The sequence below is a fragment of the Streptomyces sp. NPDC044003 genome (genome assembly GCF_056435185.1).
Window position 1 is genome coordinate 115442 of the sequence record NZ_JBWKFA010000009.1, and the last position, 15772, is coordinate 131213.

Sequence of the window (15772 nt, forward strand, 5' to 3'; positions counted from 1 at the left end):
AGAGGCGGCGGCCCCGTCCGCCGCCTGCCTCAGTGCGTGGCGGCCGCCTCATGCTGCGGCCTGTGGCGCCTGAATCCCTTGCCGAAACGCAGGTACAGGGAAGGCACGACGAGCAAATTCAGCAAGGTGGACGTAACCAGACCGCCCACGATGACCACGGCGAGCGGGTACTCGATCTCGTGGCCCGGCCGGTTGCCGAGGAAGACCAGGGGCAGCACCGCGAGTCCGGTCGCCAGCGAGGTCATCAGGATGGGGGAGAGCCGTTCGCGCGCACCGCGCAGCACCAGGGCGGGCCCGAAGGCCATGCCCTCGTGCTCCTCCAGGTGCTGGCAGTGGTTGATCAGCAGGATGCCGTTGCGCGCGGCGATGCCGAGCACGGTGAAGAAGCCGACCAGGGAACCCAGCGAGATGTTCCCGCCGGCGATCCAGACCGCGAGGACACCGCCGACCAGGGCCATGGGCAGGGTGAGGAAGGACAGCAGGGCGAGCCGCCAGCTGCGGAAGGAGGCCTGGAGCAGCACGAAGATCGCCAGAGCCGCGAAGATCGCGCTGTAGAACAGGACCCGCTGGGCGGCCTGCCGCTCCTCGTGCTCCCCGAGCAGCTCCGTGTGGTATCCGCGGGGGAAGTCGGTGGAGTCGATCGCCCGCTCGACGTCCGAGACGACGGCGCTGAGGTCGCGTCCGGAGGCGCTGGCGTTCACGTCGAGGTGGCGCGAGCCGTTCTCACGCGCGATCAGATTCGGCTGCGGCTCGATGGCCACCTTGGCGACGTCACCGAGCGGCACCGTGGTGCCGGAGGGCGTGTCGATCGGGAGCCGGCTGATGGCCGCCACGCTGCTGCGGGTCTCGGGGGTGCTCCACACCATCGTGTCGTAGGCCCGGCCGCCGCGGAAGATGTCTCCGACCTCCTCGCCGGCCACGAGGGTGGACGCGGCGCGGCGCACGTCACCGGGCTTGAGCTCGTACTTCGCCGCCTTGTCGACATCGACCGTCACCTGGACCTGGGGGATGTCGACCTGGAGGTCGGCGTGGACGTCGGCGGTGCCGGCGATCTTGCCGATCTTCTCCTGGAGTTCCAGGCCCTTCTCGCGCAGGACCTTCTGGTCCTGGCCGTAGAGACGGATGACGATCGGATACTTGGAGCCGGTGAGCACCTCGTCGACGCGCTCGTTGAGGTACGTCTGGACGTTCTGTTCCATGCCGGCGTAGCGCGCCACGGTCTCCTTGATCTGGTTGAGCGTCTTGTCGTAGTCGGCCTTGGGGTCGATGCTGATCCAGCCCTCGCCGAAGTTGACGCCGGCGATCTCGTCGCCCAGGAACGCCTGTCCGATGTGGGCCCCGAAGACGTTGCGCACTCCGGGGATGGCCCGCACCTCACGGCTCACCTGGGTGACCATGCGCCGCTCTTCCTGCACGGACGTGCCGGGCGTGGAGATGAAGTGCATCAGGAAGTCCCGCTCCTTGAAGGCGGGCATCAGGGACTGGCTGAGTTGTGGCACGAGGAGCGCCGCGACGAGCACGAGCACGCCGGACACCAGATAGGCGTGCACCGGCCGCTTGATGATGCGCCGGAGCCCGGCCGTGTAGCCGGTCTGCAGCCAGCGCAGCAGCGGGGACTGCCGGCGTTCCACCTTCGCCTTGCGCAGCATGATCAGGCACAGGGCCGGGGTGACTGTCAGGGCCACGACCATGGAGGCGAGGATGGCGAACGTGTAGGAGACGGCGAGCGTCCGGAAGAACGAGCCCGCCACTCCCTGGAGCAGGAACACCGGCACGATGGCCACGACGATGATCATCGTCGCGTAGACGATCGGGCTCCGGACCTCCAGCGAGGCGTTCAGGATGACCTTCGCCACCGAGGTGTCACCGCCGGCTTTCCGGCGTTCGCGCAGGCGTCTGAGGATGTTCTCGACGTCGATGATCGCGTCGTCCACGACGGCGCCCAGGGCGATCACGAGTCCGGCGAGGGCCATGGTGTTGATGGTGTCCCCGCGCCAGTGCAGCACCAGCACGGCCGCCATGAGGGACAGCGGGATCGTCAGCAGGCTGATCAGCGCGACGCGCCATTCGTAGAGGAAGGCCGCGAGGACCACGACGACCATCAGGAACCCGAGCACCAGGGCCTGGGTCAGATTGTCGATCGCGGTGTGGATGAAGTCCTCCTGCTGGAAGACGGTCGTGTCGAACGTGACGCCGGGCAGGCCGGGTTCGAGGGACTCGATGGCCTTCTCGACGTTCCTGGTGATCTCCGGGGTGTCGCCCCAGGGCAGCTTCTCGACGATCAGCAGCAGACCGGGGTCGCCGCCGATGACGGCGTCGCCGATGAGCGGCTGGGGGGCCTCCTTCACGAGGGCGACGTCCCCGAGCCGCACGGTGCGGTCGCTCTCCGCGCGCACCGGCACCTGGGAGAGGTCATTGGGCGTCACGACCGGCAGGACGTGCCGGATGCCGAGGCGCTGCGTGGGGGTCTCGATCCAGCCGCCGGTGCCGATGACGGAGCCCGCGGTGAACTTGAGCAGACCGGAGTCGACCGAATCGCCGGTGGCTTCCATGACGTCGTCGAGACTGACCTTGTGGGCCTGCATCTTGAGCGGGTCCACCTGCACGGTCATCATCTGCAGCCGCTCGCCGAAGATGCTCACGTTGGCGACACCGGGCACCCGGAGCAGACGGGCCCTGACCTCCCAGTACGCCGTCATGGACATGGACATCAGAGCCTTGTCGGAGTGGTCCTGCGAGGACATCCCGATCTTCATGACACGGCTGGTCGCCGCGACGGGCGGCATGATCACCGGAGGGGCGGCCCAGGTCGGCAGCGAGTGCGACACCTGCGCCACCCGTTCCTGGACCTCCTGCCGTGCCTTGAAGATGTCGGTGCCCTCGTGGAAGATCAGCTGGATCGACGAGAGCTGCGCGACGGACTCGGAGCGCAGGTCGTCGAGTGAGTCGAGCCCGTTGAGGGACTGCTCCAGCGGAACGGTGACCAGGGACTCCACGTCGGCCGTGGACAGGCCGAGGCAGGTCGTCTGGATCTCGACCCGCGGCGGCGCGAACTCGGGGAAGACGTCCACCCGCTGCTGGGGCAGCGAGGTGATGCCGACGACCATCATCACGGCGGCCGCGGCGACCACGAGGTAGCGGAAGCGCAGGCTGAAACCGACGATCCAGCGCATCAGGGTGCGGCGTTCCTCACTCATTCGTGCTCGCCGTCCGTCTCGTACTCGATGCCCAGCAGTTCTGCGGCCCCGACCGTCACCACGGGGGTGCCCGTCGCGAGGCCGGAGGTCACGACCGCGTCGTGGTCACCGAACTGCCCCAGTTGGACGGGGGTCCGGATGTACACGAAGGGCTCCGGGTTGGTGAAGGCGAAGGTCTTGCCTTCCGGGTCGTAGACCACCGCCTTCAGCGGGATGAGTGTCCGCGCCGGTCCGGTGCCGTCCAGCGGCGCCTGCCGCAGCGGCTCCGTCGTGAGGTGGATCCGCTCGACCGTGTCCTCGGCCAGGGTCAGGTGGGGGATCTTCCCCTCCTCGACCTGTTCGATCTCGGCGGGCGGCGCCTCCGAGTGTTCGGCGGCCGAGGCCGAGGAGGAGTCCGAGTTGCTGCAGGCCGACAGGCCCGCCCCGCCGGCGAGCAGCAGTCCCGCCGCCGACAGGCCCACGGCCCACCGGCGCCGGGTACGACGCCGGCGGGTACCGCCGGAGGGTGTGGCGTTGCGTTCCGTCCTGCCGTCGTCCGCGGCCGCCGTGTCCGGGGCCTGACCTGCCGTCGCCGGAGCCGGCTCCGGGCCGGCGGGACGCCGCCTGACGCCTCCGGGGGAGGGGAAGAAGCGGATGTACAGGGCGGGCACGATGAACAGCGTGACGAGGGTCGAGGTGACCAGTCCGCCGAGCACGACGACGGCCAGCGGGTGCAGCACCTCCATGCCCTCGACGGTGCCGAGGAAGACGGCGGGCAGCACCGCGACGGCCGTGGCCAGCGCGGTCAGCAGGACCGGGCCGACCCGGTCGCGGGTGGCGTCGACGATGCGCTGCGGGTCGACGGTGCCGTCCGCGCGCGGCTCGACCTCCTGGTAGCCGCGGATGAGCAGCACCAGGTTGCGCACGGCGATGCCCAGCACGAGCAGGAGGCCGCCGAGCGCTCCGATCGACATGATGCCGTCGACGGCGAACGCGGTCAGCACACCGCCCACGCCGGCCAGCGGCAGGGCGAGCAGGACGAGCGTCGCCGCACGCCAGCTGCCGAAGACCGCCTGCAGGAGGAGGAAGGTGCCCAGCAGCGCGGCGGCCGCGAGCGCCGCGATGCGCAGGTCCTGGCTCTGCTGGTGCGCGACGTCGCTCTGCACCTCGGCGTGGTACTCGTACGGCATCGGCATCGCCTGGACGCGGTTCCTGACGTCGTCGAGCACGGAGTTCAGATCACGCCCGCTGACGTCGGCGACGACGGCGAGGCTGCGCGAGGTGGCTTCGTGCTGGATGACCGTCGGGTACGGGGTGACGCGGACGGCGGCGACGTCGCCGAGGCGCACATGCCCGCCGTTCGGTGTGTCGATCAGAAGGTTCTGGACGTTCTGCGGGGCGGACCGTGTCGCGGGCGAACCCCACACCACGACGTCGAAGACCTTCTGCTCCTCGTAGAGGCTGCCCACCGGCAGGCCGGAGAAGTAGGTGGCGGCCGTGCGGCGGACGTCACCGGGCTTGATCCCGTGGCTCCGGGCCGCCGCGAGGTCGACCTTGACCTCCAGGGTCGGCTCCTCGACCACGTTCGGGACCTGCGGCCGGACGACTCCGGGCACCTGCGCGATGGCCTTGCTCACCTGCTCGGCCTGCTGCTGCAGCACGCGCAGGTCGTTGCCGTAGACGCGCACGACGACCGGTGCGCCGTCGCCGTCCTCGGCCCGGACCTCGTTCAGCCGTGCCAGCGGATACGTCATCACTTCACTGTCGAGGCCGGTCTGGTCGTCCATGGTGCGGTGGACCGCGGCGACGGTCTTGCCGTAGTCGGCCGAGCTCTTCAGGTTGACCCAGAACTCACCGGAGTTGACGTTGACGACCTGGTCGGACTCCCGGGCGCGGCCGACGTGGGCCCCGACGCTCTCGACGCCCGGCACGGCACGCAGGTCGTGGGCGGCCGCCTGGCCGAGGCGGTCCATCTCCGGCAGCGAGGTACCGGGCGGCGCCTCCACACGGATCAGCAGCGCACGCTGGTGCAGGGCCGGGATGGGCGACGCGCCGTCGAGCTGCGGCCACACCGCGAAGGCCGCGCCGGCCAGCACGGCGGCCGCGACCAGCGCCCGGCCCGGCCGCAGCAGGGTCTTCGGGCCGATCCGGTCGAAGCCGCGGTGGAGCCAACCGAGCACCGGGTTGCGGTGGTGTCCCAGCCTGGTGCGCGCGAGCAGCATGGCGGCCAGCACGGGCGTGAGGGTCAGGGCGACGACGGTGGAAGCGATCACCGCGAGCACGTAGGACAGGGCCAGTGGCCGGGCGAACGCTCCGCCCACCCCGCTCAGGAACACGATGGGCACCACGGCGAGCAGCAGGATCAGGGTGGCGAAGAAGGCAGGCCGGCGCACCGCCGCCGTGGCGTCGACCACGACCTCGGACACCGAGCGGCGTTCGCCGGATCTCCGGCCTTCGCGCTGGAACTGGCTCTGAATCCGGTCGAATCCGATCACGATGTCGTCGATGACGGCGCCGAGAGCGATCGTGAGACCGGCCAGGACCATCATGTTGAAGGGCGAACCACGCAGGTAGAGCACCCACAGCGCGGCGATCTCGGCCATCGTGATCGAGACGAGGCTGATCAGGCCGACGCGCCAGGAGAGGAAGTACAGGCCGAGCAGCGCCGAGACGGCGGGCACGGCGATGAGCGCCCACACACCCACGTTGTCGAGCGCCGTGTCGACGAAGGACGCCGGCCGGTACACATGGGTGTCGACGGTGATGCCGGAGAGTCCGGGCTGGAGCGACGTCATCGCCTCTTCGACGGCGTGGGTGACGTCACGGGTGTCGGCGCCGGGGAACTTCTCGATCACCAGCATGATTCCGGGGCCGCCGCCCAGCATCACGTCGCCGATGAGGGGCTGGTGGTCCTCCACCACGGTGGCGACGTCACCGATGCGCAGCCGCTTGGCGGCGGTGTCGTCCAGGGCCACGGACGCCAGGTCCTGCGCCTTGGTGATGGGCAGCACGTGCTGGATCGCGAGGCGCTGGCTCGGGGTGTCGATGAACCCGCCGGTGCCCGGCGTCGAGGCCTCCACGAAGGTCAGCGGCGACACCCACAGCGCGTTGCCCGTCGTCCGGACCACCTGGTCGAGGGAGACGTTCCGGTCCCGCAGCTGCTCCGGGTCGATCTGGACCTGCAGCTGCCGGTCCTGCTCACCCCAGATGACCACGTTCGCCACACCCGGGATGCCCATCAGGCGCGGCTTGATGTTCCACCGCGCGAGGACGGACATGTCGATGCGGGAGACGTCCTTCGAGGAGAGCCCGATCATCATGACCCGGCTCGTCGACGAGAGCGGCTGGATCATGACCGGCTGCTTGCCCACCTGGGGCAGACCGGCCACCTGGATCAGGCGTTCCTGGACGGCCTGCCTGGCCTTCTGCTCGTTCGTGCCCGGCTCGAAGACGAGGTCGACCGAGGACAGACCGGGGGCCGACTCGGACGTGATCTCGTCGAGCCACGCCACGCCGTTGAGCAGGTCCTGTTCCATCGGGACGGTGATGAGCTGCTCGACCTCGGCCGCGGACAGTCCCGGCGCCTCGGTCTGGATCTGCACCTGCGTCGGTCCGAACTCCGGGTAGACGTCTGCCGACGCCGCCCGTGGGAGCTGGATGAACCCCAGGGCCATCACGGCCGCTGCCACACCGAGGATCAGGTTCCGGAACGTAAGACTGAGAGAAAGGATCTTGTGGACCACGGCAGGGTCCTGCCTTCCAGAGCGACTGCGCGCTCCACCGACCCTGCCCCCGGGCCCCTTCCCCAGGGCCTGACGAGAGCGATGGACCGCGCGCCGGGCGGACGGCCTACCGGGCGCACCTGCGAGGGACGTCCGTCCTGCTGCGGCATCAGTCGCCGGCGTCGGCCGGCGGTGGTGAGGGTTCCCGGCCGAGACGGCCGACCTCGTACTCATGTCCGGCAAGAGCTATAAACCGGCCGAACCGCCAGCCATGTCTATAGCGGATACGTACGGCGTAAATGTACCCCGTAGGTGAAGAAACTGTCAATTTCCCCCCAAATAGGATTAGCTACGAGATGGCCGGATTTCAACCCCCCCTAGGCGCCTGCGCCGAGCTTGTCGTGCCGCTTGGTTAGGGTGACGAGGAGAGGTCGGACAGGACAGGGGGCTCGCGTGGGATCGCCTGGCGGGAAGGGTCACCACCACACGCCGAACGGGCGCGAAGGGCCGGCGGCCGGCAGGTCGGCGCCCGCGGCGCTCGGGGCGACCGCGTCCCTCGCCGCCCTTGCACTCCTCGTGCTCGGCGTCCGGTACGCGGGCGACACCCGGCCCGCACGCGTGGACGCATGGATCCAGCCCGTGTTGGAGGATGTCCGGCCGCCCTGGGCGCACGCCGCCGAGGCCGTCGACTTCCTGGGCGAACCCGCCGGAGCGGTGCTGTCGATCGTGGCCGTCGTGACCGCCTGTCTGCTGCTCCGGCGGCCGCGCCTCGCGGTGCTCGTCGTCGCCGGCTCCGGACTGACCGTGGCGGCGACGAAGGTGCTCAAGTCCCTGGTGGGACGCACCATCCACGGCGACAACCTGTCCTTCCCGAGCGGGCACACCGCCTTCCTCACCGCGCTCGCCCTCGTGGTGGCGCTCCTCGCCACCGACCGCCTCGGCCTCGGCAGAACGGCCGGCAGTGTGCTCGTGCTCGCCACGGCGCTGGTCGCCGGAGCCGCCATGGGCTGGGCGCAGGTGGTCACGGGCGCGCACTACCCGACCGACACCGTCGGCGGCTGGTGCACCGCGCTCGTGGTGGTACCGGCGACGGCGTGGCTGATCGACCGGATCGCCGACGACGGCCCCCGGCAGCGCCGCTGACGTCACGTCACCGGCGCCCCCGCTGACGTCACGTCATGCCAGGCGGCGGAACACGGGCTTCACCGGCCGCCCGGCCAGCCAGGGCGTGGGATCCCCGGCGTCCAGCGCCTTCCGGTACACGGCACACGCCTCGCCCACCACCTCGACCGTGCGGTCGATGTCGGCCTCGTCGAGCGCGCTGCTCACCACGAACGACGGGGCGAGCACCCCGCCCGCCAGGAGCCGGCGCAGGAACAGGGTGCGGTACTCCTGGGACGGCTGCCCGTTCTCGTCGAGGGTGCCGAAGACCAGGTTGCTGGCCCGGCCCCGTACGACGAGGTGGTCGCCGACGCCCATGCCGGCGGCCACCTCGCGGACACCGGCGGCCAGGCGCTCGCCCAGGGCGTGCAGTCGTGCGGTGATGCCCTCCTCGACGTAGGTCGCGAGCACGGCCATCGCGGCGGCGAGCGAGTGGGTCTCGGCGCCGTGCGTGGTGGACAGCAGGAACACCCGGTCGCCGGAGTGACGCAGCCCGCCCCGCTCCATCAGCTCGCGGCGCCCGGCGAGCGCGGAGACGGCGAACCCGTTGCCCAGCGCCTTGCCGAACGTGGAGAGGTCGGGGACGACGCCGTACAGGCCCTGGGCGCCCGCCTCGGACCAGCGCAGTCCGGTGATCATCTCGTCGAAGACCAGGACGCAGCCGTGCCGGTCGGCCAGCTCGCGCAGGCCCGCGAGGTATCCCGGCGGAGGTTCGGTGTGGCCGGCGGGTTCGAGGATCAGGCAGGCGACCTCGCCCTGATAGCGGGTCAGCAGTTCCTCCGTGGCCGTCAGATCCCCGTACGGGAACGCGACGGTGAGCTCGTTCGTCGCCGCCGGTATGCCGGCGGACATCGGCGTGGTGCCGATGAACCAGTCGTCGACGGAGAAGAACGGATGGTCACCGCAGATGGCCACCCGCGGGCGCCCCGTGACGGCGCGGGCGAGCCGCACCGCGGCGGTGGTGACGTCGGAGCCGTTCTTCGCGAACTTCACCATCTCGGCTGTCGGCACCGTGGCCAGGAACCGCTCCGCGGCCTCGACCTCCAGGATGGACGGCCGGACGAAGTTGCTGCCGCGGTCGATCTCCCGCCGCACCGCCTCCAGGACGCGCGGGTGGGCGTGGCCGAGACTGACCGACCTTAGGCCCGAGCCGTACTCGATGTAGCGGTTGCCGTCGACGTCCCACACATGGGCACCGCGGCCGTGACTGATGACCGGGGCCAGGTGTTCGGGGTACTGGTCGTCGCCTTTGGCGTAGGTGTGCGCGCCCCCGGGGATCAGGGCGTGCAGCCGCTCGTTCGCCGTCCGCGACCGCGGCAGGCGGAGGTCTTCGGTGTCCATGCTGTTCTCACTTCTCCGCTTGCTTCAGGGCCTCGGCGAGGCGCGGCGCCTCCCGGTCCCGCAGGGACATCGAGGTGACCGGCAGCGGCCAGGGGACGGCGAGCTCCGGGTCGTCGAAGGCGATCGTCACGTCCTCGGCCGGATCGTGCGGGCGGTCGATCCGGTACGAGGTGTCGGCGGTCTCGGTCAGCGCCTGGAAGCCGTGCGCGCACCCCGCCGGGATGTACAGGGTCGCCTGCGTCTCGCCGGACAGCTCGAAGGAGGCCACGTTGCGGTAGGTCGGCGAGTCCGCCCGCAGGTCGACGACGACGTCGAAGATCCTCCCGTACGAGCAGCGCACGAGCTTGGCCTCGCCGGCGCCCGAGCGCAGGTGCAGACCGCGCAGCACGCCCCGGGCCGAGCGGGACACGCTGTCCTGGAGGAACGCGTTCGGGTCGAGGCCCACCGAGCGGACCACGTCGGCGTCGAAGGTGCGGCAGAAGAAGCCGCGCTCGTCGGCGTACGGCGTCGGCTCGAACAGGAACGCTCCGGCGATCGCCGGGACTTGGGTCGCTTTCATGAGGCCTTCCGATACGCAGGGGCGTGGGTGGTCTTCGGGAAGAGTGCCGTGGTCAAGGCGGTGAAATGGTGGGCCAGTCGCCGTGCCGCGTCCTGGTTCCGCTCGGTGAGGGTCTGCCGGAGTTCGGCCGATCGCTTCTCCAGGTCCCGGAACTGTTCGAGCAGCCGGTCCGCGTCGAGCTCGCGCGCGGGGTGGCAGTACGTACCGAGGCCCATCCCGGCCATGAGGGCGTCGCTCTTCGCCGCGTAGGTGACCGCGAGCACCGGAGTTCCGGTCTTCAGCGCGCAGATCAGGTTGTGGTAGCGGATCGCCACCACGCTGTCCGCGGCCGCCATCTCCTTCATCAGGTCGGCCAGCGAGGACGTCTCGGCAGCGGTGACCAGCGGCGAGTCCACCGCTTCGAGGATGGCGGCGACCACCGGCGCGTCGACCTCGTCGCCGGTGAGCAGCCGCACCCGCCTGCCGTCCTCGACCAGCGCGCGGACGAAGCGGGTCGTCCCGTCGAGATAGCGCCGGTGGATCTCCTCGGCCCGGGCCCGGTCGTCGTTGCCCCCGTGGAAGGCCATGACGCCCACGCAGACCAGACCCGAAGGGTCCGCCGGGGGAGGCGGCGTCGGCAGGGCGAACGCCAGGTCCGGGTGGACCTCGTCGCGCGCGGTGTCCACGCCCATCGCCCGCATGGCGTCGCGGGACTGGGCGTCCCGGTACGAGCGGTACGCGGCCAGCCGTGCCGACCAGCGCACCAGGGCCCGGGTGGGCCGGTTGCGGATCGCCGCGGCGCCGACACCGACCAGGGCGATCGGGGTGCCGACCAGCCGGCCGGAAGCGCAGAGCAGGAACAGCGCGTACGGGAAGCCCCACGGGCGCAGCGGCAGCGTGGCCTCCAGGACGCCCATGCCCGGGACGATCACCACGTCGTGCCGGCGCACCCAGGCGGCGGTGCGGACGACGTCGACGAGCTTGCCCAGACCCTTGCCCACGACCGCGCCCGCACGCGACGCGGTCCGGTACTCCCCGCGGTACCAGTGCAGTCGCGTCGCGGGGATCCCGAACCGGGCCGTCACGGCCTCGGGCCCGCCGCACAGCGCGTCGACGACCGCCTCCGGGTGCTCGGCGCGGAGGTATCCGAGGACGGCTTCGAGCGATCCGTCGTTGCCGAGGTTCCCGGAGCCGAGCAGGCCGAAGACCCCGACACGTACCGGAGTTCGGTTCCGGGACGTCATGCCTGCCTGTCCTCGCGTCCGGCCACGAGGGCGTCGACGGAGACGCTGAGCAGCGCCGGGTCGACCGGAGCGCGGTCCTCGACCCGCTCGCCGGCGCCCGGCCGGGCCCGGCTGGCCGCCCACTCCATCAGGTGGCGGTAGCACGCGCGCCGGTCCGCGGCGGACAGCGGCGCCCGCCGGATCGCGTCGACGAAACCCCAGACGTACTCGGCGAGCAGCCGGGCCGTCGGGTGCAGCGGGCCGGCCCGCCGCGGGTCCAGATTGACGCACCGGGAGCGCTTGGACGGGTTGGCCCGCTCGGCGCGGGAGGGATGGTCGCGGCGGAAGTACAGCAGCTCCGGCACCTGGTGGAACCGCCCGTGCAGACCGATCTCGCAGACGAACGTGCGGTCCGCGTGGTGGTAGCTGTCGAGCGGCTTCACCCGGCGCAGCACGTCGGCCCGTATCACCCCGTAGAAGTCGTCGCCGCCGGGCTCGAACAGCATGCTGCGGAAGCGCTCCGGCGCGCGCGGCGAGGCGGTGGCGAGCCCGTACTCGTACGGGACCTTCACCTGGCCGTCCTCGTCGATGACCGCCTGGTCGGCATGGGCGAGGATCACGTCCGGACGCTCGTCGAGCGCCTCCACACAGCGGCGGAGCAGATCCCGGGCGTACAGGTCGTCGTGCGAGGCCCACTTGAACAGTTCGGTGCGGCACTCGGCGAACACCCGGTTGTGGTTCGGCGTGGCGCCGACGTTCCGCGGCAGCCGGAGGTACCGGACGCGCTCGTCCTTCGCCGCGTACGCGCGGCTGATGTCCTGGGTCCCGTCGGTCGAGGCGTTGTCGGAGATGACCAGCTCGAAGTCCCCGTAGGTCTGGCCGAGGAGGGCGTCGAGCGATTCGGCGAGATACTCCTCGCCGTTGTACACGGGCAGGCCGATGGTCAGCCTGGGTCGGGCGGTCATGAGGTCCTCACTTCGGGGATCGAGTTCTCGTGGTGCTCGCGCCGGCCGGCGCGCAGGTGCAGCCACCACACGGCCGAACTGGTGACGGTCGCGGCGGCGACGCCCCAGGCCGAGCCGACCGTGCCGGCCAGGGCCGCCCCGCCGAGCCCGCCGCCGGCGTAGCAGGCGGAGGCGAAGAGCTGGGCGCGCAGGCTGCGCCGGGCCGCGCCGAGCGCGCGCAGCCCGGCCGCCGCGCCGGTGCCGAGGCCGGCGCCCGCGACACTGAGCGTGGCCGGCACGATGAGCTCCGAGGCGGAGTGCCAGACGCCGCCGAGCACGAGCTCGCCGAGCCGGTCCGGTACGAGGAGCAGCGCCGCGCCCCAGAGCAGCGCGGCGGCGGCCTGCCCGCCGCCGAGCAGCAGACAGAACCTGCCGAGCCGGTGCGGGGTCCGCCGCAGCACCCGGGCCGCCTCGGCGACGGTGACCAGGGACAGGCCCATGAGCAGGGCGAGGAACGGGCCTTGCAGGAGTTCGGCGCCCCGGACGGCACCCACCGCGCCGACACCGGCGATCGCGCCGAGACCGTACGCCCGCAGCTGGCCCGCGCCGCTGAGGCTGCTGTTCTCGACGAGGTACCGGTAGCCGAGGTCGCGCTGCTCGCGGAGCCATCCGCGGGCCTGCACCGGGCGGGGCCGGATGCCGGACTGGAGGGAGCCGTACCCCGCGGCCACCGCTGCGGACCCGCCCCAGGCGAGCACGAAGGCGGCCACGCTGCCCACGTGCGCCGCCACGACCAGGGCGGGGACGAGCGCGACGCCCCACACGAGGTCGTTGACGAACGCCTTCTTCCCGGCGCCGGCCGCGAAGAAGGCGAACCGCCAGGCGTCCTGCAGCAGCAGCCCCGGCAGGACGACGCCCAGGCAGGCGAACGCCTGCCCCACGCTGCCGCCGAGGGCGAGCCCGACCAGCAGACAGACCGCGCCCACGGCGGCACCGAGGCCGAGCGCGGCGCCCGAGGACCGGGCCACCGCCGTGCGCCAGGACGCCTCGGGCACGGCGCTGAACCGCACCACGAGCGGGTCGGTGGCCAGGCCCCGGGAGGCGCCGAGCACGACGCCGTACGTCACCCAGGCCAGGCTGAACACGCCGAACGCGGTCGGCCCCAGCGAGCGCGCCACGTAGATTCCCACCGCGAAGTTGCTCATGCTGGAGGCCGCCTGATCGGCGAGTCCCCAGGACAGGCGGCCGACGACGGCCCGCCGGGCGGACCCGGCCGGTGCCGTCGTCTTCTCCTCCTCGGTGGTCATCGGCGTCATGCCTTGATCAGTCCGGCGCCCCGCAGGGCGCCGGCCGCGGCGGCGACGGTGTCGAACGGCAGCCCGGACCGCTCGGCGACGTCCAGCAGACTGTGCTCGCCGTCGGAGAGGTTGAGCACCCACAGCATGGCCATCTGGGCCTGCTTGGTGTCGCTGCGCCCGCCGAGCGCGTCGTACAGTCCGCGCCGGCCCAGCTGCGGCTCGCCGAACGGACTGAGGTTGACGTACCGCCGGTTGCGGTCGAGGAGGGCGAACGCCTCGCGGCAGACGGCGAGCGTGTCCGCCATCGCCTCCGGGGAGACGAAGTCCAGGTTGTCCGCCGAGGTGTGGTACTCGGGGTAGCCGGCGTACGGGGTCCGGGTGAGCGAGCCCACGCCGAGATCGAACCCGGGCGAGCAGAACTGCCGCTCGTCGTAGCCGTACGGCGTGAACTCGTTGACCTGGTGCGGGCGTTCGGAAGCGGCCAGGACGTACTGCAGCACCCGGTCGATCTCCGCGTCGCCGCGCCTGCTCCGCTTGTACGTCAGCCCGCCCGGGTCGCCGGCGCAGGCCAGGACGAGCCCGTGCTTGACCCTTCCCCCAGCTCTCGGCTCCGCTCGAGCAGGGGATACCCCAATGACCCGCTCCTTGTTGCGGGCCAGCCAGGTGATCGCCCCGATCGTGCCGGGCGCGAACAGGAAGCGGTACGTGTAGTACGGCGTCCGCTCCGCCAGCTCCCTGGCCAGGAACGTCGCCACCGCGACGCCGGCCATGTTGTCGTTGGCAAGGGACGGGTGGCAGACATGGCAGGAGACGATCACCTCGTCGGCGACCTGCCCCGGGACCACGTGCTCGGCGTAGGTGAGGTGGCCGTCGGCGAGCGTGGAGTCCACGCACACCTCGTAGTCGCCCTCCGGCAGCGCGTCCAGGGTCTCCTGGGCCAGGCAGAACCCCCACTCCGGCTTGTAGTAGCTGGTGCGGTACGGCACCCAGCTCGGGTGGTCCGGCAGGGTGTGCAGGTGGGGGCGCAGCTCCGACAGCGGCATGGTCGCCGACACCGGCACGCTGTAGCCGAGCACGTGCAGGCTGGACGCGGCGAAGTCGACGACCCGCCTGCCGTCGGCGTCGGCGACGTACGCGTCGCGGATGTTCCACTCCTGCGGCACCGTCCAGTCGAGCACCTGCGTCCCGGTCGGCACCTCGTGCACCTGGAGCGGGATGTACTCGCCGACGATGTCCAGGGTGGCGCGCACGCCGTCGCCGGTGATGGACCGGCAGAGCGGGTACAGCCGCTCCACCAGCTTGTACATGTCCTCGCCGGCCGCCGCCTGTTCGTCGGTCGCGGTCATCGGCGCCACCGCAGGGTGTCGTCGACGGCGCCGCTCTCGGACGCCGCGCGCAGCACGGCGAGGCGGGTGAAGCGCTGCTCGAAGGACTCCTTGGTCAGCCCGTACTCCCGGTAGGCGTCGGCGAGTTCGAGCGCGCCCCGCTTCACCGTCCACTCGCAGTCGAAGCCGGGGATCGCGCCGCGGAACCGGGAGAAGTCCACCCGGTACGACCGGGGGTCGGCGCCGTTCTCCCCGGTGATCCGCACCGTGGAGCCCTCCACCGCCTCGGCGACCTGCCCGGCGATCTCGGCGACCGTGACGTTGTTGACCTCGCTGCCGATGTTGAACGCCCGGTCGTGCACCGCCTCCCGGGGTGCGTCGAGCGCGGCCGTGAAGGCCCGGGCGATGTCGGCGGCGTGCACCAGCGGGCGCCACGGGGTGCCGTCGGAGAGCACGAGGACCTCGCCGGACAGCAGCGCGTGGCCCACCAGGTTGTTGAGGACGATGTCGGCGCGCAGCCGGGGCGAGTAGCCGAAGGCGGTGGCGTTGCGCATGTACACCGGGCTGAAGTCGCCGTCGGCCAGCTCGTGCAGATCGTCTTCCACCCGCACCTTGGACTCCGCGTACGGCGTCACCGGGCGCAGCGGCGCGTCCTCGGCCACCAGGTCGTCGCCGCCCGCGGCGCCGTACACCGAGCACGTCGACGCGTACAGGAAGCGCCCCACCCCGGCGTCCCGGGCCAGCCGGGCGAGGCGTACGGACGCGTGGTGGTTGATGTCGTAGGTGAGCTCCGGCGCCAGCGAGCCCAGCGGGTCGTTGGACAGCGCGGCCAGGTGGATCACGGCGTCCACCCCGGCCACGTGCTCGGCGGTGACATCGCGCAGGTCCACGCAGGGCCCCTGCGGGTCCGCCGGCTGCGGGCCGAGGACGCAGTCGGCGAACAGACCGGCGTCGAGGCCGACGACTTCGTGTCCGGCGGCCGTGAGGACCGGGGCCATCACGGTGCCCAGGTAGCCCTGGTGTCCGGTCAGCAGTACGCGCAAG

General features: G+C 71.5%; 10 protein-coding genes. 1 reads left to right on the forward strand and 9 read right to left on the reverse strand.

Annotation, left to right across the window (positions count from 1 at the left end):
* Window positions 1-29: 29 nt before the first annotated feature.
* Window positions 30-3197: an efflux RND transporter permease subunit gene (locus AC07AW_RS30765; protein ID WP_478818726.1), complete on the reverse strand. Its 3168-nt coding sequence runs from the start codon at window positions 3195-3197 to the stop codon at window positions 30-32.
* A complete protein-coding gene (locus tag AC07AW_RS30770; protein ID WP_478818727.1) occupies window positions 3194-6919 on the reverse strand; it encodes an efflux RND transporter permease subunit in 3726 nt (1241 codons plus the stop codon). Before AC07AW_RS30770 ends, AC07AW_RS30765 begins: the two co-directional genes overlap by 4 nt.
* 432 nt (window positions 6920-7351) lie before the next feature.
* Between AC07AW_RS30770 and AC07AW_RS30775 the strand changes: the two genes are divergently transcribed.
* Window positions 7352-8041, forward strand: coding sequence for a phosphatase PAP2 family protein (locus AC07AW_RS30775; protein WP_478818728.1), 690 nt, complete (start codon window positions 7352-7354; stop codon window positions 8039-8041).
* A gap of 33 nt (window positions 8042-8074) precedes the next feature.
* Here the strand turns inward: AC07AW_RS30775 and AC07AW_RS30780 are convergent, their stop codons facing one another.
* The 7 genes from AC07AW_RS30780 to AC07AW_RS30810 are packed head-to-tail and all read right to left on the reverse strand — an operon-like array spanning window position 8075 to window position 15771.
* Window positions 8075-9400, reverse strand: coding sequence for a glutamate-1-semialdehyde 2,1-aminomutase (locus AC07AW_RS30780; protein WP_478818729.1), 1326 nt, complete (start codon window positions 9398-9400; stop codon window positions 8075-8077).
* Between the two features lie 7 nt (window positions 9401-9407).
* Window positions 9408-9959: a dTDP-4-dehydrorhamnose 3,5-epimerase gene (gene rfbC / locus AC07AW_RS30785; protein ID WP_478818730.1), complete on the reverse strand. Its 552-nt coding sequence runs from the start codon at window positions 9957-9959 to the stop codon at window positions 9408-9410.
* Window positions 9956-11182: a polysaccharide pyruvyl transferase family protein gene (locus tag AC07AW_RS30790; protein WP_478818731.1), complete on the reverse strand. Its 1227-nt coding sequence runs from the start codon at window positions 11180-11182 to the stop codon at window positions 9956-9958. Before AC07AW_RS30790 ends, rfbC begins: the two co-directional genes overlap by 4 nt.
* Entirely contained in the window at window positions 11179-12126 is a 948-nt protein-coding gene (locus AC07AW_RS30795) for a glycosyltransferase family 2 protein (protein ID WP_478818732.1), read from the reverse strand. The genes AC07AW_RS30790 and AC07AW_RS30795 overlap by 4 nt, the downstream gene beginning before the upstream one ends.
* Window positions 12123-13412, reverse strand: a complete 1290-nt coding sequence (locus AC07AW_RS30800) for a hypothetical protein (protein WP_478818931.1) — start codon at window positions 13410-13412, stop codon at window positions 12123-12125. The genes AC07AW_RS30795 and AC07AW_RS30800 overlap by 4 nt, the downstream gene beginning before the upstream one ends.
* A 5-nt stretch (window positions 13413-13417) precedes the next feature.
* The gene (locus tag AC07AW_RS30805; protein ID WP_478818733.1) at window positions 13418-14749 is read right to left on the reverse strand and encodes a DUF4910 domain-containing protein; all 1332 of its coding nucleotides are present in this window, start codon (window positions 14747-14749) and stop codon (window positions 13418-13420) included.
* A complete protein-coding gene (locus AC07AW_RS30810; RefSeq protein WP_478818734.1) occupies window positions 14746-15771 on the reverse strand; it encodes an NAD-dependent epimerase/dehydratase family protein in 1026 nt (341 codons plus the stop codon). Before AC07AW_RS30810 ends, AC07AW_RS30805 begins: the two co-directional genes overlap by 4 nt.
* Between the last annotated feature and the right edge of the window lies 1 nt (window position 15772).

Bases quoted from the DNA above. Each gene is read 5' to 3' on its own strand.
- rfbC (WP_478818730.1), bottom strand. From the start codon at position 9,959: ATGAAAGCGACCCAAGTCCCGGCGATCGCCGGAGCGTTCCTGTTCGAG.
- AC07AW_RS30780 (WP_478818729.1), bottom strand. From the start codon at position 9,400: ATGGACACCGAAGACCTCCGCCTGCCGCGGTCGCGGACGGCGAACGAG.
- AC07AW_RS30800 (WP_478818931.1), bottom strand. From the start codon at position 13,412: ATGACCACCGAGGAGGAGAAGACGACGGCACCGGCCGGGTCCGCCCGG.
- AC07AW_RS30765 (WP_478818726.1), bottom strand. From the start codon at position 3,197: ATGAGTGAGGAACGCCGCACCCTGATGCGCTGGATCGTCGGTTTCAGC.
- AC07AW_RS30795 (WP_478818732.1), bottom strand. From the start codon at position 12,126: ATGACCGCCCGACCCAGGCTGACCATCGGCCTGCCCGTGTACAACGGC.
- AC07AW_RS30805 (WP_478818733.1), bottom strand. From the start codon at position 14,749: ATGACCGCGACCGACGAACAGGCGGCGGCCGGCGAGGACATGTACAAG.
- AC07AW_RS30790 (WP_478818731.1), bottom strand. From the start codon at position 11,182: ATGACGTCCCGGAACCGAACTCCGGTACGTGTCGGGGTCTTCGGCCTG.